Annotated in this window: 22 protein-coding genes; 10 read left to right on the top strand and 12 right to left on the bottom strand. The window is 36.6% G+C overall.

Translation table 11 applies throughout. The features are described 5' to 3' along the window. Positions 1 to 44 precede the first annotated feature (44 nt). Both DZ858_RS07340 and DZ858_RS07335 read right to left on the bottom strand, forming a co-directional pair. The gene (locus DZ858_RS07340; protein WP_158548356.1) at positions 45 to 827 is read right to left on the bottom strand and encodes a peptidase associated/transthyretin-like domain-containing protein; all 783 of its coding nucleotides are present in this window, start codon (positions 825 to 827) and stop codon (positions 45 to 47) included. Then, positions 814 to 1629: a carboxypeptidase-like regulatory domain-containing protein gene (locus tag DZ858_RS07335; protein WP_117158913.1), complete on the bottom strand. Its 816-nt coding sequence runs from the start codon at positions 1627 to 1629 to the stop codon at positions 814 to 816. Before DZ858_RS07335 ends, DZ858_RS07340 begins: the two co-directional genes overlap by 14 nt. Before the next feature lie 81 nt (positions 1630 to 1710). Here DZ858_RS07335 and pepE point away from each other — a divergent pair, with 81 nt between their 5' ends. Next, a complete protein-coding gene (gene pepE, locus DZ858_RS07330; RefSeq protein WP_117158912.1) occupies positions 1711 to 2421 on the top strand; it encodes a dipeptidase PepE in 711 nt (236 codons plus the stop codon). A 9-nt stretch (positions 2422 to 2430) separates the two neighbouring features. Here the strand turns inward: pepE and DZ858_RS07325 are convergent, their stop codons facing one another. Beyond that, positions 2431 to 2856 carry a GNAT family N-acetyltransferase gene (locus DZ858_RS07325; RefSeq protein WP_117158911.1) on the bottom strand — a complete coding sequence of 142 codons (426 nt, stop codon included), beginning with the start codon at positions 2854 to 2856 and terminating at the stop codon, positions 2431 to 2433. A 46-nt stretch (positions 2857 to 2902) separates the two neighbouring features. Here DZ858_RS07325 and DZ858_RS07320 point away from each other — a divergent pair, with 46 nt between their 5' ends. The 9 genes from DZ858_RS07320 (at position 2903) to DZ858_RS07280 (ending at position 11305) form a co-directional block, all read left to right on the top strand. Continuing rightward, on the top strand, positions 2903 to 3646 hold the full coding sequence (locus DZ858_RS07320; RefSeq protein WP_117158910.1) for a M15 family metallopeptidase: 744 nt from the start codon (positions 2903 to 2905) through the stop codon (positions 3644 to 3646). A gap of 24 nt (positions 3647 to 3670) precedes the next feature. Beyond that, a complete protein-coding gene (locus DZ858_RS07315; RefSeq protein WP_117158909.1) occupies positions 3671 to 4438 on the top strand; it encodes a M48 family metalloprotease in 768 nt (255 codons plus the stop codon). An 18-nt stretch (positions 4439 to 4456) separates the two neighbouring features. Further along, the gene (locus DZ858_RS07310) at positions 4457 to 4885 is read left to right on the top strand and encodes a DUF1801 domain-containing protein (protein ID WP_117158908.1); all 429 of its coding nucleotides are present in this window, start codon (positions 4457 to 4459) and stop codon (positions 4883 to 4885) included. 97 nt (positions 4886 to 4982) lie between these two features. Then, positions 4983 to 6497, top strand: coding sequence for a 2,3-bisphosphoglycerate-independent phosphoglycerate mutase (gpmI, locus tag DZ858_RS07305; protein ID WP_117158907.1), 1515 nt, complete (start codon positions 4983 to 4985; stop codon positions 6495 to 6497). A 6-nt stretch (positions 6498 to 6503) separates the two neighbouring features. Continuing rightward, positions 6504 to 7127, top strand: coding sequence for a thioredoxin family protein (locus tag DZ858_RS07300; protein WP_239990736.1), 624 nt, complete (start codon positions 6504 to 6506; stop codon positions 7125 to 7127). Between the two features lie 39 nt (positions 7128 to 7166). Further along, on the top strand, positions 7167 to 7571 hold the full coding sequence (locus tag DZ858_RS07295; protein WP_117158906.1) for a BT0820 family HAD-type phosphatase: 405 nt from the start codon (positions 7167 to 7169) through the stop codon (positions 7569 to 7571). An 11-nt stretch (positions 7572 to 7582) separates the two neighbouring features. Next, on the top strand, positions 7583 to 8401 hold the full coding sequence (gene map, locus DZ858_RS07290) for a type I methionyl aminopeptidase (protein ID WP_117158905.1): 819 nt from the start codon (positions 7583 to 7585) through the stop codon (positions 8399 to 8401). A gap of 11 nt (positions 8402 to 8412) precedes the next feature. Further along, the gene (locus DZ858_RS07285) at positions 8413 to 9177 is read left to right on the top strand and encodes a class I SAM-dependent methyltransferase (protein WP_117158904.1); all 765 of its coding nucleotides are present in this window, start codon (positions 8413 to 8415) and stop codon (positions 9175 to 9177) included. A 37-nt stretch (positions 9178 to 9214) separates the two neighbouring features. After that, on the top strand, positions 9215 to 11305 hold the full coding sequence (locus tag DZ858_RS07280) for a T9SS type B sorting domain-containing protein (RefSeq protein WP_117158903.1): 2091 nt from the start codon (positions 9215 to 9217) through the stop codon (positions 11303 to 11305). Position 11306: 1 nt separating this feature from the next. Here DZ858_RS07280 and DZ858_RS07275 read toward each other — a convergent pair whose 3' ends face one another. The 9 genes from DZ858_RS07275 to DZ858_RS07235 form a co-directional block, all read right to left on the bottom strand. Beyond that, positions 11307 to 12311 (bottom strand): FAD:protein FMN transferase, encoded by a 1005-nt coding sequence (locus DZ858_RS07275; RefSeq protein ID WP_117158902.1) that lies wholly within the window; start codon positions 12309 to 12311, stop codon positions 11307 to 11309. After that, a complete protein-coding gene (locus DZ858_RS07270) occupies positions 12308 to 12670 on the bottom strand; it encodes a Na(+)-translocating NADH-quinone reductase subunit F (RefSeq protein ID WP_117158901.1) in 363 nt (120 codons plus the stop codon). The genes DZ858_RS07275 and DZ858_RS07270 overlap by 4 nt, the downstream gene beginning before the upstream one ends. A gap of 86 nt (positions 12671 to 12756) precedes the next feature. Then, the gene (locus tag DZ858_RS07265; protein ID WP_117158900.1) at positions 12757 to 17547 is read right to left on the bottom strand and encodes a S8 family serine peptidase; all 4791 of its coding nucleotides are present in this window, start codon (positions 17545 to 17547) and stop codon (positions 12757 to 12759) included. A 211-nt stretch (positions 17548 to 17758) separates the two neighbouring features. Continuing rightward, complete coding sequence (nqrF, locus tag DZ858_RS07260) at positions 17759 to 19069, bottom strand: NADH:ubiquinone reductase (Na(+)-transporting) subunit F (protein WP_117158899.1); 1311 nt, start codon at positions 19067 to 19069, stop codon at positions 17759 to 17761. Position 19070: 1 nt separating this feature from the next. After that, positions 19071 to 19802 carry an NADH:ubiquinone reductase (Na(+)-transporting) subunit E gene (gene nqrE, locus DZ858_RS07255; protein WP_117158898.1) on the bottom strand — a complete coding sequence of 244 codons (732 nt, stop codon included), beginning with the start codon at positions 19800 to 19802 and terminating at the stop codon, positions 19071 to 19073. A gap of 67 nt (positions 19803 to 19869) precedes the next feature. After that, the gene (locus DZ858_RS07250; RefSeq protein WP_117158897.1) at positions 19870 to 20517 is read right to left on the bottom strand and encodes an NADH:ubiquinone reductase (Na(+)-transporting) subunit D; all 648 of its coding nucleotides are present in this window, start codon (positions 20515 to 20517) and stop codon (positions 19870 to 19872) included. 3 nt (positions 20518 to 20520) lie between these two features. Further along, positions 20521 to 21270, bottom strand: a complete 750-nt coding sequence (locus tag DZ858_RS07245) for a Na(+)-translocating NADH-quinone reductase subunit C (protein ID WP_117158896.1) — start codon at positions 21268 to 21270, stop codon at positions 20521 to 20523. Positions 21271 to 21273: 3 nt separating this feature from the next. Further along, positions 21274 to 22482 carry an NADH:ubiquinone reductase (Na(+)-transporting) subunit B gene (locus tag DZ858_RS07240; RefSeq protein ID WP_117158895.1) on the bottom strand — a complete coding sequence of 403 codons (1209 nt, stop codon included), beginning with the start codon at positions 22480 to 22482 and terminating at the stop codon, positions 21274 to 21276. A 4-nt stretch (positions 22483 to 22486) separates the two neighbouring features. Further along, positions 22487 to 23839: a Na(+)-translocating NADH-quinone reductase subunit A gene (locus DZ858_RS07235; RefSeq protein WP_117159553.1), complete on the bottom strand. Its 1353-nt coding sequence runs from the start codon at positions 23837 to 23839 to the stop codon at positions 22487 to 22489. Positions 23840 to 24028: the final 189 nt, after the last annotated feature.

The raw sequence follows: 24028 nt of genomic DNA, 5'->3' as shown, positions 1-24028 counted from the left end.
ATGTGTTTTAATAGGACGCAATATATGCTGAAATGTTACAACAACTATTCCTTTTCTGTAGTTTTTGGTTCTTGCAACCTTTTGGTGTATTCAATTCCTTTTTCTTCAAATATTTTCAGCACCAAAACATAGTTTTCTTTTTTAAAATCTCTTTCAAGAAGGCTCGTTTCCATACAAAAGAGTAAAAAATCATATAATCGATCTTCAGGGATATTATAAGCTTCTTCAAAAAATACTGGTGTATAAAAGTTTATGACTTTAGCAACCGTGTTGTTTTGACCTTCCCATTTACGCTGGATCTTGAGTTTTTTATAGTATCCGCCTATATGCTTATATAACGCTTCTAAATCTACCTGTGTGGGAAAGGCAGCAACAAAAAGGGGGACGATTTTTTCTTCGGGTTCGCCTATAAAACCAGGGATACCCACATCGTAAAAATTAATTTGTTTTTCGGTTTTAATGGTTTTGAGGTCGCTTTCCAGATTCCCTGTCAGGTTAGGCCCCAACACTACTTCGTCTAATTCATTTACCAATTCGTCAAGCGTTACTATTAAAATACTTTTTTCAATTATTTCAACAGAAACGGCTATTTTTTTAGGCACATAATTTACGGACGAAAACAATAAAGTATCTTGCTCTTTTACTGCTATAGAAAAATTACCATGAACACCTGTAACGGTATTATAACGAGAGGTAAGATTCATTACATGAATTCCTTCCACATCAGTTTTATTACTAATGGTACCTTGTATTGGTTCTCGTTGCGCCAAACATTCAGCAACTATAGTGATGCAGAATACTAATAACAATAAATTACTCTTCTTCACTATTTTTTTTGTACAAATTACTTTGTTGGTACATGTAATCAAGCAATTCCATTTCGTTTTCACCCTTTAGCATTGTTTCGGTTAACCCGCCATCTTCGGCAAAATAGAGGAAATCATTTGCTTTTTCCTTGGGAATACCAAAAGTTTCTTCAATATATGCGTTACTGAAGCGTTGCCGTAGCGTTCTGGAAATTTGCACCCGGTCTTCGATATTTTTATTTTTCACAAGATTTATTTCCATATTTTCAGGAAACAAAAGTCCTATAATACCCAATATATTAGCCCCATTTTTTAAAGCGTTGTCATGCAAAGCTTCTTCTGCAGCGTTGCCTTCAACTTTGGTTAATGCATCTGGCTGAAATTCATATTTATAATTTAAGGCTTCATAGGATAAGTCCATTTTAGGTGCAAACGTGTAGGTTTTTACCCTGTTTACGTCGGCAACAATGTTTCCAGAAAGATCATAGGGTCTCACAATTACTTCTTCTAACTGATTTACAGCCGGGTTTAAATAAATTTTCATGATTTTGGTATCTACAATCCCTTTATCAACAATTATAGTAAAACTCTGAAATTGCAATGCGGTTACTAATACTCGATCGTTAACCCCCACTTTTAATTTAAATTCTCCTTTATCATTGGTGACTGTTCCTTTTTGGGTAGAGTTATTGTAAATATTTACACCCTCTACATCTTCACTCACTGGAGCGGTTATAAAACCCTCAATGACAACTCTTTCTATGTCCTGAGCTATTGATAGCAGTGGGAGTAAAACAAGTAGTATGGTTAGTTTAATACGCATGATTAGTTAAATTACAATATAAAGACGCCATTTTTTAAAGTACGTTTGTTAAATTTATCATATTATTTTTTAATCTGAACTATGAAAAACCTAATTGTTGCAAGTACCTCAACTATTTATAATGGAAATTATTTAGATTATTTAACCGATGCATTGACAGAGTTTTTTTCTGAAACCGATGAAATCCTGTTCATTCCCTATGCCCGTCCCGGAGGGATTTCTCACGATCAATATACCGAAAAAGCATCTAAAGCATTTGAAAAACTAAATAAGAAAGTGGTGGGGCTTCATTCCTTCCAAGATCCTGTTAAAGCGATTAAAGAAGCTAAAGGAATTTTTACCGGAGGCGGCAATACCTTTGTTTTAGTTTCCTCATTGTATAAAAACCAAGTAATGGAATCCTTACGCGAAGCCATATTTAATGGCACACCGTATCTTGGCACAAGTGCTGGTAGCAATATTTGCGGTGTAAGTATGAAAACCACAAACGATATGCCCATTGTATATCCGCCATCATTTAAAACATTAGGTGTAATTCCGTTTAATGTAAATCCACATTATTTAGACCCGAACCCTTCAAGTGAACATATGGGCGAAACCCGTGAAACTAGAATAAAAGAGTTTCACACTCAAAATAATATTCCAGTAGTAGGTTTACGTGAAGGAAGCTGGTTACGGGTTAATGGTAGCTCAATCGTTTTAGAAGGCGAACACAATGCTCGTATTTTTAAGCAAGGAAAAGATCCTGTAGAAGTTGCTACTTCTACTTCGCTCAGTCAGCTAACGCTTTAAAAAAATAACTTAAAGCTCTTTAACAAAATGATAGCCTTTGGCTACAAACCCTTGGTTATAATAAAATTTATGCGAAGCAAAATTATGTACATACGTATTTAGTTCCAACCAATTACATTCTTTTTTAACAGCATATTCAGTAACAAATTCCATTAATTTTTTACCCACTCCCTTACTTTGGTATTCATTATCAATATATACGTGATCCAGTTCCATGCTTTTACCAGCATAATGACGGGTTTGAAACCAGAGTCCACAAATACCTATCAATTTTTCTAAATCGTAGATTCCCAGACATTCGTAATTTTCTTTCGACATTGCCAAAACACGTTCTCTAGAAACTGATTCTGGAATCGTATTTTCTTCTAGTTTTTGAAGTAAAGGAATAATAATTAAAATTTCAGAAGGAGGAATTATACCAAAAGAGAGCTTCATAAGTTTTATAATTATAGTACTTTTAAATAAACCTCGAAGATACCAAATGAAGCGAAAACAATTTATAAAAACCTCGATACTTTCAGCAACTGCATTGGCTGTATTGCCCCACTTGTCTTTTACCGCTGTTCAGCAGCAATTTACACTTAATCAATTAATAGGAAAGGGCAATCCCGATATTGTGGGCGATAGTTATACTTCAAAAATGCATAAAGAAGCAAAAAAAGCATTTTTAAAAATGAAGAAAGCTGCTGCAGAAGAAAACATACAGATTGAAGTAGTATCTGCTTACCGAAGCTTTGAACGCCAAAAACAAATTTTTGAAGGAAAATACAATAGGTTTACAAATCAAGGTCTTTCGCCAACTGAAGCGATTGAAAAAATAATTGAATATTCCACTATTCCCGGGACATCTCGTCACCATTGGGGCACTGATATTGATATTATTGATGGGAATGCTCCACGACCTAAAAACGTATTACAACCCGAACATTTTCATGGAACCGGTCCTTTTTGCAAATTAAAAAGCTGGCTTACCGAAAACGCCAACTCATTTGGGTTTTATGAAGTCTATACCGACAACGCCAACCGAAAAGGTTTTAAGTACGAGCCTTGGCACTTTAGCTATGCTCCAGTTTCTATCCCTATGCTTCAGGAATATAAAAAGTTAGATGTAAAAGACATACTACAAAAAGAAAAAATTAAAGGAAGTGAACATTTTTCAGAAGCATTTATAGAAAAGTACCGTTCTGAAAATGTTCTTGATATTAATCCCGAATTACTTTCGTAACTTAGTATTCTAAAAACCAATATTATGGCTTCAAGACGCAGTTGGAAAATTAGGATATTTATTGGTCTGGCTATCGTTGCTTTCGCCTTTTTCAAGAAATGTGCAAATACAGAAGAAAATCCGTACACTGGGAAGGAGCAGACTATTTCTATGTCTACTGAAAAGGAAATCGCTATTGGGCTACAAAGTGCACCACAAATGATTGATCAATACGGCGGACTCTACCAAGATCAAAGCAGGCAAAACTATGTAGATATGGTGGGAGCAAAATTAGTCAATAACAGCATGGCTAAAGATACCCCGTATCAATATGAGTTTCATTTGTTATCAGATGCTGAAACGGTGAATGCTTTTGCGCTTCCAGGCGGACAAATATTTATTACACAAGCGTTGTTTTCTCAACTTAGCAATGAAGACCAATTAGCAGGTGTTTTGGGTCATGAAATTGGTCATGTACTGGGGCGCCATTCCGCAGAGCGAATTGCAGAAACCGAATTTTGGCAGACTGTTTCACAAGGAGCTTCCGTTGGAGCCGATGCTGGTGGTTTAGTTGCTGGGATCGGGCAAAATGTACTGCTTGGCAACGGCCGGGGAGACGAACTAGAAAGTGACGACCTAGGCATTAAGTTTATGATCGATGCAGGATACAATCCTCGTGAAATGATTGAAGTGATGAGAATTTTAAAAGCTGCCGCTGGCCCTAACCGCTTACCCGAATTTAAAAGTACGCACCCAGATCCGGAAAACCGAATTGAAAAAATTGAAGAAGCTATTGAAAAGTACGGAGGATAGTGCTTTTAATTTAAACAAATGGAAAATATACATATTCAAACAAATCCTAAAGTGGAAGCCGTTTTCAACAACTATCCCAATTTCATTCAGAAAAAACTATCCAACCTTAGGAAATTGATTGTTGAAACAGCAGAAAACACAGAGGAAATAACAAATTTAGAAGAAACTTTAAAATGGGGCGAGCCTAGTTATTTGGTTAAAAAAGGAAGCACCATACGGATTGATTGGAAAGAAAAAGCACCAAATCAATACGCCATATATTTTAAATGTACCAGCAAGTTAGTACCAACATTTAAAATGGTTTATAAAGATATTTTTGCTTTTGAAGGAAATCGAGCTATCATTTTTCAAATGGACGATACAATTCCAGAAATTGAACTGAAAAAGTGCATTAAAGCGGCTTTAACGTATCATAAAATAAAACACATTCCTAATCTAGGGTTATGATAGAAGTTTTACTAAAAGCTATTTTTGAAATGCCAAGTTTATTTACATCCTCATTTTATTCTTCATCAATTAGTATCTTTGTAGTTCAATTACTGCCATGAACAAAAAAGTCCTTTTACTCATTCTTGATGGATGGGGAATTACCCAAGATCCAGCTGTTTCTGCTATAGAAGAAGCTGAAACCCCTTTTATTGATTCTTTATATTCCAAATATCCGAATGCGCAATTACTTACCCACGGGATGAACGTTGGTTTACCTGAAGGTCAAATGGGAAACAGCGAAGTGGGCCATATGAATTTAGGTGCTGGTCGTATTGTATATCAGGATTTAGCAAAAATAAATTTAGCAGTTGAAAATGACACCTTAAAAGAAGAACCTGTTTTAAAAGAAGCTTTTAACTACGCTAAAAAGCATAACGAAAAAGTTCATTTTATTGGCTTGGTATCCAACGGGGGCGTGCATTCGCATATAAACCATTTAAAAGGGTTACTTACTGCGGCCGATAACGAAGGGATTGAAAATATGTTTGTTCATGCCTTTACCGATGGTCGCGATGTGGACCCTAAATCTGGAGCGGGACATATTCAAGACTTACAAGAACATCTTAAAACTACCAAAGGGAAATTAGCTTCCGTAATTGGCAGGTATTACGCCATGGATCGTGATAAACGTTGGGAACGTGTAAAAAATGCGTACGATTTGTTGGTCTTTGGAAAAGGCCAACATTCAACCAATGCCGTACAGAGCATTAAAGATAGTTATGCTGAAAACATAACTGATGAATTTATCGAACCCATCGTACTGACGGAAAATGAAACACCCGTTGCTACAATTGAAAAAGACGATGTCGTTATTTTCTTTAATTTTAGAACAGATAGAGGAAGACAACTTACCGAAGCATTGACGCAACAGAATTTCCCAGAATATAACATGGAAACGTTGCCTTTGAAGTTTATCACCCTGACTAATTATGACGAGTCGTTCAAAAATATATCGGTGGTTTATAATAAAGCGAACATTAAAGAAACGTTGGGCGAGGTTCTTGAGCAAAATAATAAAACCCAAATACGCATTGCGGAAACCGAAAAATATCCGCACGTAACGTTTTTCTTTTCTGGCGGGAGAGAAAAACCTTTTATTGGTGAACGTCGCATTCTTTGCCCATCGCCAAAAGTAGCTACGTATGATTTACAGCCCGAAATGAGCGCTTATGAAATTCGAGATAAAATTATTCCTGAAATCAATTCAAAATCGGCAGATTTTATTTGTTTAAACTTTGCTAATCCTGATATGGTGGGCCACACCGGTGTTTTTGAAGCCGCTATTAAAGCCTGCGAAACGGTTGATAGTTGTTCTAAAAGTATTATTGAAGCAGCTCTTAAAAATGATTATACTACAATAGTTTTAGCAGATCATGGAAATAGTGAAACCATGCGAAACCCAGACGGCTCACCCAACACCGCACACACGACAAACCCAGTTCCTATTATTATTGTAGATAACGATATTAAAACAGTAGAAAAAGGTATTTTAGGAGCTATTGCACCGACCGTTTTAAAACTAATGGGAGTTACTAAACCGGAATCCATGACACAAGATTCCTTAATTTAAAAAAAGATGAAAAAAATAATTTTTGCCCTTACAGCAATCACTTTTATAGCTTGTTCTTCTTCAAAAGATGCTACTAAAAAAGAAACCGCTATGAATACTGAAAAAACTGAAGTAACTACAAAAACTCCCCAAATGGTTTCAGAAAAAAGTTCTTCCGAAGAAATTAATAAAACAGTACCCTACAAAGAGTCTGTAATTTTACTTGGAAAAGCCAATCGCAGTGGCTTAAAGAAAGCCCCTTTCGGCAGTTGGTTTGATAAAAATTTTGAAACTTACAATATAGATGAAGAACTTGTTTCTAAAATAGCACCGCTTTTAAAGGATGTGAAAATAACAACTTTCATGGGGACTTGGTGTGGCGATAGCAAGCGAGAAACACCGCGTTTGTACAAAATTCTTGACGCGGCTAACTATAATTATGATAATTTCAAATTAATTACTGTTTCGCGAGAAAAAGATACACCTTCCGGTTATGAGGAGGGATTAAATATTACCAATGTCCCAACCATAATTTTCTATAAAGATGGTGAAGAAATGGGTCGCTTTGTGGAATATGCTATAGAAAGTCTTGAGGCTGATGTGTATGCTATTTTAAGCGGTGCAGATTACAAGCACGCTTACGAAGAGTAAGTGCTACAATATTTGTATTTTTGCCGTTTACAATAAGCTATGATTACTGAAACCTTGACCATTGCGATAGATTTTGACGGAACCATTGTTGAGGATCAATACCCAAACATTGGTAAACCCAAACTATTTGCTTTTGAAACGTTGAAGAAACTTCAAGAAAATGGACATCGGTTAATATTATGGACATACAGAAATGGTAAGACTTTAGATGATGCAGTAGCTTTTTGTAAAGAACAAGGAGTTGAGTTTTATTCCGTAAATAAAAGTTTTCCTGAAGAAAAATTCGACCCAAAATATAGCAGAAAAATAAATGCCGATATTTTTATTGATGACCGAAATATTGGCGGTTTATTAGAATGGGGACAAATATACCAACAGTTTATTGGCGAAGAAAAGCCGGTCATACAAACCAAGAAAAAGAGAAAAGGATGGTTTCCTTTTTAAAAAAGAAGAACATGATCATACCTAAAAACAACGAAGAAATCGAATTAATGCGAGAAGCGGCTTTAATTGTTTCCAAAACATTAGGAATGTTAGCCAAAGAAGTAAAACCCGGCGTAACCTCGCTTCACTTGGATAAATTGGCAGAAGAATTTATTAGAGATCACGGTGCTGTTCCTGGTTTTTTAGGAATGTACGACTTCCCTAACAGTTTATGCATGAGTCCGAACGCTCAGGTGGTACACGGTATTCCAAATGACGTTCCTTTTAAAGAAGGAGATATTATTTCTATTGATTGTGGCTCTGTAAAAAATGGTTTTTATGGTGATCACGCTTATACGTTTGAAGTGGGTGAAGTAACACCCGAAGTAAAAAAGCTATTACAAGTCACTAAAGAATCACTCTATGTGGGTATCCGTGAATTTAAAAAAGGGAATCGCGTAGGCGATGTTGGTTATGCCATTCAGAATTATTGCGAAGATCACGGGTATGGCGTAGTTCGCGAATTAGTGGGACACGGTTTAGGCCGGAAAATGCACGAAGATCCTGAAATGCCAAACTATGGCCGTAGAGGTCGTGGCAAAAAGTTTGTTGAAGGAATGACTGTTGCTATTGAACCGATGATTAATTTAGGCACGAGACGTATTGAGCAATTAAAAGATGGTTGGACCATATTAACTGCAGACCGTAAACCCAGCGCCCATTTTGAGCATGATGTAGCCTTGATAAATGGGAAACCAGAATTACTATCTACATTTGCTTATATCTATGATGCTTTGGGTATTGAAAGTGATGAGGAGAATGAATTCCGTCAAAAAGAATTGGTGCTGTAACCTGCTCAGCCATGCAAAAGCTATCTACTTTTTTTCTGAATATAATACCTCGTCCCCTATTAATTAGGTTAAGCTATTTGGTGAAACCATTTGTCGCCTTTTTTTTAAGAGGTGACAACTATACCGATCCTATTAATGGTCAATCCTATCGTAAATTTCTACCTTATGGCTACGAAAAAGTACGCGAAAATGTATTAGCGCCCGGTACGTTGTCATTGGAACGCCATCGATTGTGTTGGTTATATTTAAAAAATGAAACGTCTTTCTTTTCTTCAAAATTAAGAGTTCTTCATTTTGCTCCTGAACAAGCTTTTTATAAGCGTTTTAGGAAAATGAAGAATTTAAAGTATATAACTACAGACCTTAACTCCCCTATTGCAGATGTAAAAGCTGACATCTGTGACTTACCTTTTTCCAACGGTGAATTTGATTTTATAATCTGTAACCACGTATTAGAACATATACCAGACGATGCTACAGCCATGAAAGAGTTATATCGCATTTTAGCTCCAGGTGGAACAGCAATTCTGCAAATACCTTTAGAAAACGATAGAAAAACAACTTTTGAAGACGACTCTATAACCGACCCAAAAGAGCGCGCTAAAATATTTGGACAGTATGATCACGTGCGTATTTATGGAATGGATTACTTCGAGAAACTGACTTCAATTGGGTTTTCAGTTCAAGCGCTTGATTACACAAAGGCTTTTTCTGAAGAAGAAATCAATACCTACCGCTTGGCAAAAGGCGAATTGTTACCTGTTTGTAAAAAATAAATTATTATTTTAGGCCTACATCATTTTTAAAACTTCAATGAACCTAAAATTATTCTGCCTTCTTACTATACTATTATTTACTTCAGAGTTTTTCGCTCAGAACCCAAATGATTGCGTAAACGCTATTGTAATTTGTGGTGATTCTAATATCGGAATAGACCCAACAGGGGTAGGCTTTGATGAATTTTCCCTTCCAGGCAATACCCAACCACCTTGTTATAGTTTTGATTCACACACAATTTGGTTTAAATTTATAATTGAGCAAACCGGAACATTTACGTTCGATATTATTCCCGATGACGGTGCCGATTACGATTTCGCCATATATGGCCCACAAGTAACCTGCACTACATTAGGCAACTCCATACGATGTTCGAGCACTAATCCTGAAGCTGCCGAAGTATCTGCAAACACTGGTTTAAATATGGAAGAAACAGATACCGAGGAAGGCCCAGGTCAAGATGGAAACGGGTATCTTAAGTTTATTGAAGCAGAAGCGGGCGATGTGTACTATTTACTTGTTGACCGTGCAGTTGGTTCTGGCGGCTTTAGTTTGTTCTACAACGGAACAGCCACCTTACCAGAAAACGTAACAGCAAACCCGGTTGAAGACTTATCCAAATGTGATACAGATGGCACACAAGATGAACGCACCGAATTTAACCTTGATAGCTTAAAGCCTCAAATTATAGGCACCCAAACAGATGTTGACGTTACCTTTCACGAAAGCCTGAACGATGCCAATATAGGTATAAATCCTTTGGCCAGTCCTTATACAAATGCATCTAATCCACAAACAATCTACGCTCGTGCAGAACGCGTCAACGGTTGTAATGATATTACATCCTTTTCACTTTTAATAGGAAACCCCACGCTAACAGAACCAGAAGATGTAGTACTTTGTAGTTATGGTAGTACCGGAGAATACGTACTAGACACTATTATTCCTGAAGTTATTAGCGATCCAACAGGCTATAGTTTTACTTATCATAACTCTCAAAATGAAGCTGAAAACAATAGCAATCCAATTGGGCCAACTATTGAGTTTTCAAATACTCCCAAAGAAATATTTGTTCGTGTAACCGATGAAAATGATACAATCTGTTATAGTATCACTTCTTTTTCAGGATACGTCAACACCATTATACCTGCTACAAAACCAAGTGATATTATAGTTTGTGACAATGATTTTGATGGTACGATAACCGTCAATCTTTCAGAAAAAAATGCAGAGGTTTTAGGGAATCTTTCCGCAGAAGATTTTAATATTTATTATTATAGATCAGAAGAAGATAGAGTTTCAGACTCCAACAGGATTGGAGAAACATTTCAAAACACAAGCAATCCACAAACCATATATGTTACCTTTCATGAAAAAAGTACCGGTTGTTTTGATTATACTGAATTTGAAATCGTAGTAAGTCCAAAACCAGATCCCGTATTTGACCAGCCTTCTTATATTTATTGTTTAAATGATTCTGAACCGATTGCTATTTCGGTACAAAGTGGTTATAAGAATTATTTGTGGAGTACTGGGGAAGAAGGAACAGACTTAAACACTATTCAAGCAAATAGTCCTGGCACGTATAGCGTTACCGTTACTAATGAGTTTAATTGCACGACCACCGTAAGCGCAGAGGTGTTCCCTTCGGATATTGCCACAATTACCAATGTAATAATCAAAGACTTTAACAATCAAAATAATATGATTACCATTGAGGTTGAAGGTCCTGGTGACTATGAATTTGCTCTAGGCGATAAAATGGTATACCAAGATAACCCAACTTTTGAGGGTCTTTCAAATGGATATTATACCGTGTACGTTCGGGACAAAAATGGTTGTGGTGTGGTTTCAAAAGAAATACTTGTACTTGATTATCCACGGTTTTTCACTCCAAATGGAGATGGATATCACGATTTTTGGAAAATTATTGGAATTGATGAATTTCCCGTTACCAAAATTTATATTTACGATCGCTTCGGAAAATTATTGAAACAGATTCTACCCGAAGGACCGGGATGGAATGGAGTTTTTAATGGTAAAGCCCTTCCTGCAAGTGACTATTGGTTTACTATTGCTTTTACGGATGGACGAACTTTTAAAGGACACTTTACTCTAAAAAGATAAGCTACTTCTTCAAATCTTTAAAACCAGCAGTTTTAAAAACTTGAGCCCTTCCTGTTGAATCATTATAAGACAAGTATGCCTCAATATTTGGCAATTGCTGTAAAAGTTTTTCAGATTTTTCGAGTCCTAAAGCCATAAAAGACGTGGCGTAAGCATCGGCCAAGGCACAGGTTGGCGCTATAACGGTTGCACTGGTAATATCGCTTTGTTCGGCCTTTCCAGTGAGCGGATTTATAGTATGAACATATTTTTTTCCGGTTAGAGAATCAACCCTAAATTTTCTATAGTTTCCCGACGAAGCCATCGCTTGATTTTTCAGCGGAATGGTTTCAGCAAAACTTCGATTATCGATATCAGAATTTATTGCTTCAATCCCTACTGTCCAAGGTTTTTGCTTTGATAAATTAGTTCCTTTTGCTAAAACTTCCCCTCCCAGTTCAACTAAATAATTGCTTACACCCCTGCTTTCCAAGTAACTTCCTATTACATCAATTCCGTAGCCTTTTGCGATTGCATTGAAGTCAAAATAAATCTGTGAATATTTTTTCTGAATGGTATTTTCTGAAGTAAGTTTCACCTTATCAAAGCCTACAAATTGCATCAACGAATCTAAAGTAGTGCTGTCTATTTCCTGAAGTGGTTTTACATCGCCAAAGCCATACGCGTTGCGAAGCACACCAATGGTTGGGTCGAAATATCCATTGGATTTACTATGGATTTCTTCTGAAAGAATAAAAACATCCTTAAATATATTATCGACAACTATACTAGAGTCACCACGATTTATTTTTGAAATATCGCTATCAGGAATATACGTGCTTACCGATTCATTAACAAGCTCTACAATGGAGTCAATATCCTTTTGAGCATCAAACTCTTCTTGTGAGTAATATTTTATATGGTAGGTTGTGCCAAAGGCTTTACCTTCAATATGAGCTTCTTCTTGCGTGTTTTCCGTACACGAAATTAAAAGGAAAAAGGATACTATAATCAGTAAATACTTCATACTATTTCTTGTAAACCATTATACACCATAGTGTAATCTTCATCTTTTATTACGGGTTTTGCGTAATCGTCACCATGCCCCAAACCAACGCCGGCATAATAGGTTTTGGCTTCAAATTTATCGGCATGAGCTTTAATAGATTGCATAAAAACGGGATCGTACGTATTAGCATCTTCGGGATAAGTAGTTGCCCTAACAATGATAAAATGTAGGTCTTTGTTTTTCAAGGCTACAAACTGTGGATTTTTTTTCAGTTTTGAATTGACACCCAAAAACTCAAATCCATTTGCTTCTAAGTCTTTCCCTACTATGTTCATAGCCAGGTTATGCAATTCTTGTTCGGTTAGTGGTAAGCTCATATTGCAAAAATATAAAGTATTTAGGTATAAAAAGAAGCCGTTTCAGAAAAACTGAAACGGCTAACTTTATTTACTAAAAATAATGTTTACTTTTTTACTACTCGTTTGGTAATAGTTCCCTCAGTAGTTGATACCGTCATAAAATAAACTGCAGAATCTAATGATGAAACACCTACTTGTATCTCATTTTGATTACTAGCTTGTTCAATCATTACTTTTCTACCTCGTATATCGGTCATTATTATAGATTGTATTGTAGCTTTTGGTGAAATAACATTGATAATATCTTGTGCCGGATTAGGAAATACCGAAATAGTCTCTAATACATTATCTGAAGTATTCAATACCGTCCCTTTGTATAGTATCTTAAAACGGTTTTGGTACGTTCCTACATTACTACTGAAGGTATAATCCTCTTGGCTTAAATTGGTTAGATTTCCATTTTTAGTATCCAATAGATACACTGTAGCATCGCTTACATTAATCCCTTCAAGGTTATGGATACTGATTATGTAGGTCTGTACTTCTTCTATCTGTGTAGAAAAACTCAGCATCACTTCATCTTCAATATCAAAAGGCTTACGACCTTGAATAACCAATTGTTCTCCAGTTTCCAATTCAGAATATATCGATACAGGCGTTGCCAATCGTTTACTGTCAACTCCATCATCAAATCCATCAGTGGTTACCTCAGAATAACCTATCATTGTTGTGCTTCCCAGTTTATAAGCATCATTAAACACATTAACCCATACACGGTCTTTTTCTATTTCATTGTTTCGGTATGTATTATTGTTATCGGTTACTCGCATGGCGTTGTTGAAAACTACCGTTCCTCCACTGTTTGGCTTTACTCCAAATCCTTGTCCCGAAGCAATATACTCATTAGGTGTCGCCCCGCCATTTGCTGCTGGTACGCCTCCCATTGTTTCATTGTATATGGAAATATCGCCCATATCGTAATTACTGACATTGTAGCCTGGGTAATTTGATGGTGGGTTCAAGTGTTCCCAGAAATACACATCGTCTATCATTGTGTTATCGTCAAAAAACACATCTACATCTATGGCTGAAGCATACGGGTTACCCAATATGTTCGGACTTCCATTTTGTGTACCGTTATAGCCCAGTGTAAAGCTAATTACACCATTGTTAAGGGTTCCTTGGTCAAACTCAAAATCATAACTAGCAGGAGTTCCAATAGTCGGCGTGGTCTGGGGCATCATTAAATACCCTTCCCCAGGATTTATCATTCCTGCGTACTGTTGCCAGTTATCACCATTGTCATCAGCAAAGTTATTGGCATCTGGAAAATCATCTTCAACATCTTGATTGGGCACAAAATTACCCGTTATATGATTTCGGAATTGTATCGGGTTGCCAAAAGCAGCTTTTGTATCTTCAGTCATTGGGCTGGAGGCGATCATAAAACCTCTATTGCCAATGCTCGGGCTCGTTTTCTCAACGGTAATCGTTCCGTTGTTGGTAACTGTAGCGTTGTCGTCCACTTGCACCAGGCTTCCTTCGTGTTCGACAGTTAATACACCATCTATGATAATATTACCATTCACTTTTATGAATTTATCCGCTCCTACAATAACATTTTCTCCACTTGAAACAGTAAGTGTACAAGCTGTTAAGTCTCCATGTATTGAGGCACTGTATGTTCCGTTTATAATTACTGGGTTTGTATCATCAGGCGCTCCAGAAGGGCTCCAAGTTGAACCACTCCATGTTTTAACTACGCCAGTACAAGTATCAAATGTATTTGCTGAACCAAAATAATATGTTCCGGAAAGTGATGTAAAAGTTCCTGTTAACGTTACATTACTTCCAAAGGAACCAACGGTAAGTGAAGAAGTTTCTATTGCATTGTCTTCTCTTGCTGCCTCTAAATCATTTATGGTTAGACCTGTTGCACTTTCCCATCCATCAATTTCAGTTTCAGAAAAATAGAACGTTATTTCTACATCTCCAGAAGCAATAGCAGTTTCAGTATTTATAGTAAATGTTTTATCCATAGCCAAATCTGGTAATACACTTCCGTTATAGGATTGTGCGCCAGTACCTGCCCTAGAGACTGAAATTTCTGTACAGCCATAATCATCATTGTTATTGTTAACTACATCTGCCATAACATTTTCTGAAGTAGGATCTGAAGCGTATACCGTACCCGAACCTGGAATTGAAATTTCATCTGGAGCACCAGAATTTACAGCCGTTTGAACATTTGTATTTGAAGTTGCTGTAACAGAAATATTATCTACAGCCATTCCGTAAAGCCAATTTCCACCATCGTCATATTTAAACTGCACAATAACGTCTGCTTCTCCAATATAACTGGAAAGATCTATAGTATTGTTATTTACCCATGGAGTAGAAAAACTACCTCCTCCTTGATCTACAGATGAGTTGGAAAGTGTGCTAATAGTAGTAAAGCTACTACCTCCATTTACAGATATATTTACAGTACCGGTCTCACCAGGTATATTAGAAAAAGCATGATCAAAAGTTAGTGTGGCATTTGTATATTCTCCATCTAAGCTAAAGCTATTAGTGAACAATAAATCGTTAGACTTATCACAATTACAAATATCATCACTTGTAAAAGCAAATACTGTAGCATTGCCGGTGGTAGTCCAATAAGTACTGGTTAAGGCAGCATTGTTTCCTACACCCCAAAAGTCTGAATCCCCATCTCCTGAAGTACTAACTTCAAAGTCTCCATCATCAAAATCTTCAAAAAAGAGTATGTTGTTTTGAGAAGAAGTTGGAGCAAGATCATCATCATTTATTGTCAAAGTGAAGGTATTTGCATTCGTGTTTGCTATTGCATCTCCCCCATTGGGGTTAACTGTAAATTCAATATCGACTGTTTCGTCACTTTCAACAAAACCATCATGATATATTCTGAGTGTCATGTTTTGCAAATCAACTGTTCCTTCCGGAAATGTAATTGTAGGGGTCAATAAATCATAATCCAGACCTTCTGTTGCAGTTCCGCCAGACACGGTAAAAGTTACATCTGCATCTTCTGAAGCACCTTGAGCAATATTTAAAGGGACATCAATATCAGAAAAGCTACAATTAGTATTCTCTTCAGTGTTTCCTGTTGGACTAGCAAAGCTTATTTCTGGGGAAGTAGCAACCACAACTCCCGTTACAATTAGTGAGAAATCTTGAGCCCCTCCAGAAAGCGTCCCTTTATGTGTTACTGTTAAGGTGTAAACTCCAGAGGCACTATTTATATCAATACGCTCATAAGGATCTACCATATTGTCACCACTCCCATTTGTTGTAACTCCAGTTAAGCGCCAAGGTGAATAGTTTGTTCCATTATCTAAACGAACATCAAGATCGTTAATTAAAGCTGGGGTATTATCGTTGGTGTTGTTATTTAGAGTTCCTGCAGGATCCGTCCAAGAAATCGAAGCTTGTAAAGGATCTGAACCATTAGATTGCACTGTAATTTGATAGGTTTGACCTTGAGAAAGGGTTAGTTCGTTTACAATTGCTGAACCACTACTAGCTGTAGATGTAGTAAGGGTTTCAGCAGCTTTCTTGCCATTAAGCAATCCCCAACCTGTTTGGGCGTCTGGTCCTGTTGTGCTTACATCATCCGCAGTATGAAGCGCGATCCCTTTTAAGGTCGCAGCTTTCATATAATTACCGGATAAATTATGATAATGCTCTTGTAATAACAACAGTGTTCCCGTTACGTTAGGAGAGGCCATAGAAGTACCTGATATACTATTGTATGCATTGTCTGCATTATCATAAGTGGAATATAGACCTGTACCATTCCCCATTATGTCTGGTTTTATGCGGTAATCGTCCGTGGGACCTTCACTACTACCTGAGTTTCTAGAAGCTGAAACTACATTTCCATTACCATCAATAGTAGCATCTAGACCGTTTGCAACAGCAAGGTTGTTTTTTGAAGTAGATGTTCCCGATAATTTATCGTAATCAGCTTCACCGTCCAATGGAGCTCCATTTGAAGAATTGTCATTTCCATCATTTCCTGCGGCAACAACCATTAAGTAATAGGGAGTGTTGTACATCAATTCGTCCCAATCACGTGCATCTTCCCTATACGCACCAAACCATTGATCTGAAATATCAGATGCTCTATACCCATAAGAATGATTGGAAAGCAACATTCCATTGGCTGCTTCGGCAGTGGCCTCGGAAAGATCACTATTCCAGTCATGCGTTAATGCATCGGCTTGCCAAGCCATACCTTTCGCATCAGAGTCAAAACCTGAAGCTACAATGGTACCTGTAACATGTTGTGCATGGAAACTATTTCCGTTTAATGTTGTAACTCCATCATTAATAGCTACCCTATTATTTCCTCCAGAACCATCAAACTCCTGGTGTGTAGGCCGTGTAGGACCTCCATCCCAAACATGGGCTGTCATTCCATCACCATTTACATCTAGACCTAAGCCTCCTCCTGTATTCAAAAAATTTGCTCTTGTAGAGGTAGCTGCATCAACGTTAGTTAAGGTATAATATATCAAAGAACCATCATCAGCCAATTTTTGTAATTCTGAAAAAGAACCATCCTCATTGTATATCTTTAATGGGATATTATGAAGTAAAGCGTATTGTTCTGCTTCTCTTTTTAAATTCGCTTGTTTAGTAGCATTCTTATTATATAACCGAGATAACTTTTCGTGATCATAATTAGCTATTATAGCACTTGACTGCTGAGAGTTTTTATTAGTTGCTGTTTTATTATTGGAATGAGCATCTCTCTTCTTTATTTTAATAGATGGGTTTGTTTGTGCTATACCCTGAAAAGTAGCTAATAAAAAAAAGACTGGTAAAGAAATGAGTATTCTATACCTTTTAAAAGTAGTTAGTGTCATAAAGTTGATATTTGGTTTGTATATGAAAGGAAATGCAAAAAAAATTGTTAATTTTTTCAAAAATAGTATAATATTTAAAACAACAAATTTTTTATCTTAATTAATTTATAATAAAATATAATTAAGTACATATAAATGAAGATGGTACAAATAAAAGAGACCTGCAAGTTTTACTTGCAGGTCTCTTTTATTACATTTTTGAAAGATAATCTTACCCTCCAAAATCATCAAAGCGAATATTTTCATCTGGAATACCAAAATCTTCTCCCATTTTTTGAACGGCTTGGTTCATTAATGGAGGACCACAGAAATACAATTCTATTTCTTCTGGCTCTTCGTGGTGGTTCAAGTAATTATCGATTACGACTTGGTGAATAAAGCCAACAAAACCGTCGCCTTCTTCATCGTGTATGTCTTTCTTCACTTTCCAGTTATCTTCTTCAGCTGGCTCAGAAAGGGCTAAGTAAAACTTAAAATTATCAAACTCTCTTTCTAGCTCACGGAAATGTTCCAAATAGAATAATTCTCTTTTAGAACGTCCACCGTACCAGTACGTAACTTTACGACCGGTTTTCAATGTTTTGAATAAGTGATACAAGTGTGAACGCATTGGTGCCATTCCAGCTCCACCACCAACATAAAGCATTTCAGCTTCTGATTCATTTATAAAGAACTCTCCAAAAGGACCAGAAATAGTTACTTTATCTCCTTTTTTAGCGTTAAATATATATGAAGAGGCAATCCCTGGATTTACATTCATCCATCCATTCTTTTCTCTATCAAATGGTGGTGTTGCAACTCGTACGTTAAGCATAATCTCACGACCTTCAGCTGGGTAAGAAGCCATAGAGTAGGCTCTTTCAACCATTTCGTCATTTTTCATTACTAATGGTCGCAGACCAAACTTGTCCCATTCTGCTTCAAACATATCTGGCGTTTCGTGCTCTTCAGGGTGAGCAGTGATGTCCATATCTTCGAATTTCACTTCACAAGGTGGGATTTCAATTTGAATATAGCCACCTGCTTTGTAGTTCATATCCTCAGGAATCTCCACTACAAATTCTTTAATGAAAGAAGCTACGTTGTAGTTACGAACTACAGTTGCTTCCCATTTTTTAATTCCGAAGACTTCTTCAGGGATATGAATATTCATATCCTGTTTTACTTTTACTTGACACGAAAGACGTGCGCCTTCTTTAATTTCTTTTCGAGTAAAGTGTGGTGTTTCAGTAGGAAGCGCTTCGCCTCCACCTTCCAATACGTGACATTCACATTGAATACACGTTCCACCTCCACCACATGCAGAGGGAAGGAATATCTTTTTCCCACTAAGGGTGGAAAGTAACGTTCCGCCAGACTCTACTTCTAGTTCCTTTTCATCGTTAATGGTAATGGTTACAGGACCGGAAGGTGACAACTTTTGTTTGGTAAAAAGCAAAAGTGCAACCAATAACAAGGTAAGTACCAAAAAGGCCAAAACCGTTGCAATAATAACTCCTAATGTACTTGCTGCTAAAAACATATTAATTTTTTGTTAGTAGGGTTGAAACTTCAGGTGTTTCAGTTGATTCTTTATTTTCTTCTACTTGAACTCCTAGGTTATCAGGATTTTCATCTAAGGATGGCGTTTCTTCATCTCCACCGGTTAACATTCCACCGAAACTCATAAAACCAATTGCCATTAAACCTGTAATGATAAAGGTAATTCCTAGTCCACGTAACGGAGCAGGAACATTTGAATATCGAATTTTTTCCCGAATGGCAGCAATGGCAACAATAGCCAAAAACCAACCAATACCAGAACTAAAACCATAATTAAGGGCTAAATCAAAGCTTCCAATCTCTCTTGACTGCATAAATAATGAACCCCCTAAAATGGCACAATTTACTGCAATCAAAGGAAGGAAAATACCTAATGAGCTATATAATGAAGGAGAGAATTTTTCCACAACTATTTCTACTAATTGTACCATTGTTGCAATGGTAGCAATGAATAAAATAAAGGAAAGGAAACTTAAGTCGTAATCTGCATATTCTGCACCTAACCAAGTTAATGCTCCTTCTTGCAATATATATTGATCTAATAACCAGTTAAGAGGTACTGTTACTGTTAATACAAATATTACAGCGGCCCCTAAACCAACAGCTGTGCTCACTTTTTTAGATACAGCCAAGTATGAACACATACCTAAAAAGTATGCGAATACCATGTTATCTACAAAAATCGATTTAAAAAATAATTCTAAATGCTCCATTTATTTATAGTATTGAGTATTGACGTATTAGTTTTGAAATAGCTTCGCTGCTAATACTTCAGTACTTTTAGTTTTCTTCGATTAACTCTTTGTTCTTACTACGTTGTACCCAAATAATAATACCAACTACAATCAATGCCATAGGAGGTAATACCATAAAGCCATTATTTTCATAACCTATTGCGTAGAGTCCAGTTTTTTCAACAGGATTACCAAGTACTGGGAACCCAAATAAAGTTCCTGAACCTAATAACTCACGAAAGAAACCGACAATTATAAGAATAACTCCGTACCCAGCAGCGTTACCAATTCCGTCAAGGAAAGAACGCCAAGGTTTGTTCCCTAATGCAAAGGCTTCAAAACGCCCCATAATAATACAGTTAGTAATAATCAATCCAATAAATACTGATAATTCTTTACTAAGAGAATAAGCAAACGCTTTCAATACTTGGTCTACAATAATTACTAAGGTTGCTACAACGATAAGTTGTACAATAATTCGTATTTTAGAAGGAATTATATTTCGCATTAGCGAAATTACTACGTTTCCAACTCCCATTACAAACAACACAGATACTGCCATAACAATAGATGGCTTTAATTGTGCAGTAATTGCCAATGCTGAACAAATTCCCAATACCTGAATGGTGATCGGGTTATTGTCCGCCAATGGGTCCATTATTAATTTACTGTCTTTTTTTGAAAGTAATCCCATAGCTTATTGATTTAATTTTTTGAAATAAGGTACGTACAATCTAACATCCTTTCTTAACATAGCAGCAACACCGTCTCCGGTAATTGTTGCTCCTGCCAAGGCATCAACTTCATTATCGTCTGTATCTTTATTTGTAGGATCATTATTACTTTTTGAAACTTCTATACCTTCAAAGGCACCACCTTTTAAAAAGCTTTCGCCTGTAAAGTCGTCCATAAAATAGCGTTGTTTTATTTCAGCACCAAGACCAGGTGTTTCTCCTTTGTGATCGTAATAAACGCCTTGAATGGTCATCGATTTGTCAACTGCAACAAACCCCCAAATAGCATCCCATAATCCTTTTCCTCGAACTGGGATTACATATACCTCTTTCCCTTCTTTTTCACCTACAAAAAGTGGTAATCTTCTGGTATACTCAGGATCTTTAGCTTTAGTTTCTTCTTTCTTTATATCGATAAGGTAAGCTTCATCATTTTCAGTAATCTCGTCACCTTGAATCACCAATTGCTTCGTGATAAATTTATTAAACTCTGCTTCTACTTTATCAGTAGAAACAAATGTTGCGTCGTTAGGGCCTTCATTTTCATTAACACCCATTGCATACAAAATGTTTTGTTGCTTTTCAAAACGTTCATTTTCCTTAATCTTTGGTTTTAAACCACTGGCAAAACCTGCCAAGATGGAACCTACCACAACTACCATAACTATAGAAAAAATGATAGTATAACTATTTTTATCTGTATTAATCGCCATTACTTATGCGGTTTTAACTTTTAAACGTTTCATTCGTTTTTTAATATTCCCCTGTATTACATAGTGATCAATGGTTGGTGCAAATACATTCATTAATAGTATTGCCAACATCACACCTTCTGGATATGCTGGGTTAAATACACGAATTAGAATAGATATGAACCCTATTAAAAATCCATAAATCCATTTCCCTTTGTTGGTTTGAGATGCTGTAACAGGATCTGTTGCCATATATACGGCTCCAAAAGCAAATCCACCAATAATTAAATGATGCCAGAATTCCGTATTCATCAATCCGAAAAATTTACTCGAATTATCTATCCATCCAGCTGAAACAACTCCATTAAATATCAAGCCCATTGCCAATGCACCAAGTACTGTTGACAACATAATACGCCAGCTCCCTATTTTAGTAAATATCAAGAATAGTGCTCCTATTAATATTAGCAAAGCAGAGGTTTCTCCTACTGAACCTGGAATAAACCCAAGGAACATATCCATAACACTGTAACTAATTTCGTGTCCTTGTGCTAAACTACCTAAAATAGTCTCACCGGAAATTGCATCAGGTTTCCCAGCAGTTTCTACTGCACCGTGTACCCAAACTTTATCTCCACTCATCCACGTTGGGTATGCGAAGAATAAAAAGGCACGAATGGTTAATGCAGGGTTTAAAATATTCATCCCTGTACCTCCAAAAACTTCTTTCCCAATAACAACACCAAATACAACAGCCACTACTAACATCCATAATGGAATATCGATAGGTACAATTAAAGGCACTAACATACCTGTCACCAAGTATCCTTCTTCCACTTCATGACCTTTAATTACAGCAAATAAAAATTCTACTGCAAGTCCCACTCCGTAGGAAACAATCACCAACGGAAGTACTTTCCACAAGCCGATAACGAAATTAGACCAGTTCCAGAATTCACCACTAAAAAAGCCTAATGCTTTTGTGATTTCAGGGTCAGTTTGTAAGTTGGTTTGGTAACCTGCATTGAACATCCCAAAAATTAAGCAGGGAATTAATGCCATAATCACCGTATTCATCGTACGCTTTAAATCGTCTGCCGCTCTAACGTGAGAACCTGAATGTGTGGTTTCGTTGGGCAAGTACAAAAAGGTGTGCAATGCATTAAATGCAGGCGCCATCTTTGTACCCTTATATTTCTGTTTTAGCGTATGTAATTTTTGTTTCAATCCCATAGCGTTATCCTATTTCTTTAATCATTTGATCCAAACCATTGCGAATAATCTGCTGGTGTGGTTGTTTAGATACACAAATAAATTCAGTTAATGCAAAATCTTCTGGAGCTACTTCATACATCCCCAAAGCTTCCATTTCGTCCAAGTCTTTTACCATACAGGCTTTTAATATCTGTAATGGATAAATATCTAATGGGAATACATTTTCGTAATTTCCTGTAATTACAAAAGCTCTGTGCTCTCCATTCGTATTGGTGTCCAACTCGTATTTTTTCTTCGGAAACAACCACGAAAAAGTCATCGCTCTGGACGGTGAAATTTTATCGAAAACTGGTTTATTCCATCCAAAAAACTCATAATCATCTCCTTCAGGAATCACGGTAACCATATTATTGTAATAACCTAAATGTCCTTTTGGTGAAATTTTATTTCCAGTAAGCACATTTCCGCTAATAACTCGAACGTTATCTTCATCTAAACCAGAATCATAAATAAAAGTTGAAACCTCAGCTCCTATTTTTGTTCTATAATATTTAGGATTTTTAACCGAAGAACCTGCTAATGCGATAATACGCTCAGCATTAAATTTCCCAGTCAACAACAACTCCCCTATAATAACTAGGTCTTGAGCAGAAACAGTCCAAACTGTTTCTCCTTTGTTTACAGGGTTAATTTTACCTATCTGCGTACCCACGTTTCCAGAAGGATGTGGACCAGATACTTTATGTAGTGTAATGTCTTTTAAGTTATCAAAAGAAGAAGTACCACTGCTACCTATACTAACATGAACAGCACCGTCAGTTAATTTACTAAGTGCGGTAACTGCCGCTTGTAGTTCTGCTTCTTTTCCTTTTAAGGCAAAGTCGTAATCAGCAGCCAACGGTGCACTTGCATAACCTGAAATAAAAATTGCTTTTGGCGTGGTTTCAGCATCTGCAATAATATCATAAGGACGCTGTTTAATGAACGGCCAACAACCGGCTTCAAGCAAACGGCTTTTAATGATTGCTGCATCTGCCGTGTTTACATCAGTCTTTCCAAAATCTCTATAAGCATCTTGTTGATCAGCTTCAATTACAATACGCTCAATAACGCGTTTTGCCCCTCTTTCAATAGCCGTCAATGTACCGCTTACAGGTGAAACAAACTTTAAATCTTTGTTCTCTCTTGAATAAAAAACAGGATCTCCAGCTTGTAATTTCCCACCTTCTTTTAATACCATTTTCGGGGTAATAAGGTGAAAATCTGACGGTCTAACGACAAAGGTCCGTGAGCGCGGCGCATTAGAGAGTGTTTTGTCCGCTTCTCCTTTTAAACGAATATCAAGACCTTTTTTAATCTTAATGTCTTTGGACATAGGATAGTGTGTGTTACATTTATCTTTTTTCCCGAGCCACAAATAAGGCTAAAAATTCGGGTGTGCAAATTTATAAATTTATAACCGCTTTGCACAACAAATAATTATAATTTTATTTAGAAATAAAACCACGCTATCATACAGCATTAGTTAGGTACAAAATTTGATTATCTTTAACCAAAATTATTA

The organism is Marixanthomonas ophiurae, assembly GCF_003413745.1.
GTDB classification, from domain to species: Bacteria; Bacteroidota; Bacteroidia; order Flavobacteriales; family Flavobacteriaceae; genus Marixanthomonas; species Marixanthomonas ophiurae.
Note: the sequence above shows the minus strand (reverse complement) of the source record. Positions and strands in the feature narration are given on the sequence as shown.

Bases quoted from the DNA above. Each gene is read 5' to 3' on its own strand.
- DZ858_RS07270 (WP_117158901.1), bottom strand. From the start codon at position 12,670: ATGAGCTTACCACTAACCGAACAAGAATTGCATAACCTGGCTATGAAC.
- DZ858_RS07315 (WP_117158909.1), top strand. From the start codon at position 3,671: ATGGCTTCAAGACGCAGTTGGAAAATTAGGATATTTATTGGTCTGGCT.
- DZ858_RS07245 (WP_117158896.1), bottom strand. From the start codon at position 21,270: ATGGCGATTAATACAGATAAAAATAGTTATACTATCATTTTTTCTATA.
- DZ858_RS07235 (WP_117159553.1), bottom strand. From the start codon at position 23,839: ATGTCCAAAGACATTAAGATTAAAAAAGGTCTTGATATTCGTTTAAAA.
- DZ858_RS07280 (WP_117158903.1), top strand. From the start codon at position 9,215: ATGAACCTAAAATTATTCTGCCTTCTTACTATACTATTATTTACTTCA.
- map (WP_117158905.1), top strand. From the start codon at position 7,583: ATGATCATACCTAAAAACAACGAAGAAATCGAATTAATGCGAGAAGCG.
- DZ858_RS07295 (WP_117158906.1), top strand. From the start codon at position 7,167: ATGATTACTGAAACCTTGACCATTGCGATAGATTTTGACGGAACCATT.
- DZ858_RS07325 (WP_117158911.1), bottom strand. From the start codon at position 2,856: ATGAAGCTCTCTTTTGGTATAATTCCTCCTTCTGAAATTTTAATTATT.
- nqrE (WP_117158898.1), bottom strand. From the start codon at position 19,802: ATGGAGCATTTAGAATTATTTTTTAAATCGATTTTTGTAGATAACATG.
- DZ858_RS07300 (WP_239990736.1), top strand. From the start codon at position 6,504: ATGAAAAAAATAATTTTTGCCCTTACAGCAATCACTTTTATAGCTTGT.
- DZ858_RS07250 (WP_117158897.1), bottom strand. From the start codon at position 20,517: ATGGGATTACTTTCAAAAAAAGACAGTAAATTAATAATGGACCCATTG.
- nqrF (WP_117158899.1), bottom strand. From the start codon at position 19,069: ATGTTTTTAGCAGCAAGTACATTAGGAGTTATTATTGCAACGGTTTTG.
- DZ858_RS07335 (WP_117158913.1), bottom strand. From the start codon at position 1,629: ATGCGTATTAAACTAACCATACTACTTGTTTTACTCCCACTGCTATCA.
- DZ858_RS07265 (WP_117158900.1), bottom strand. From the start codon at position 17,547: ATGACACTAACTACTTTTAAAAGGTATAGAATACTCATTTCTTTACCA.
- DZ858_RS07285 (WP_117158904.1), top strand. From the start codon at position 8,413: ATGCAAAAGCTATCTACTTTTTTTCTGAATATAATACCTCGTCCCCTA.
- pepE (WP_117158912.1), top strand. From the start codon at position 1,711: ATGAAAAACCTAATTGTTGCAAGTACCTCAACTATTTATAATGGAAAT.
- DZ858_RS07320 (WP_117158910.1), top strand. From the start codon at position 2,903: ATGAAGCGAAAACAATTTATAAAAACCTCGATACTTTCAGCAACTGCA.
- gpmI (WP_117158907.1), top strand. From the start codon at position 4,983: ATGAACAAAAAAGTCCTTTTACTCATTCTTGATGGATGGGGAATTACC.
- DZ858_RS07310 (WP_117158908.1), top strand. From the start codon at position 4,457: ATGGAAAATATACATATTCAAACAAATCCTAAAGTGGAAGCCGTTTTC.
- DZ858_RS07275 (WP_117158902.1), bottom strand. From the start codon at position 12,311: ATGAAGTATTTACTGATTATAGTATCCTTTTTCCTTTTAATTTCGTGT.
- DZ858_RS07240 (WP_117158895.1), bottom strand. From the start codon at position 22,482: ATGGGATTGAAACAAAAATTACATACGCTAAAACAGAAATATAAGGGT.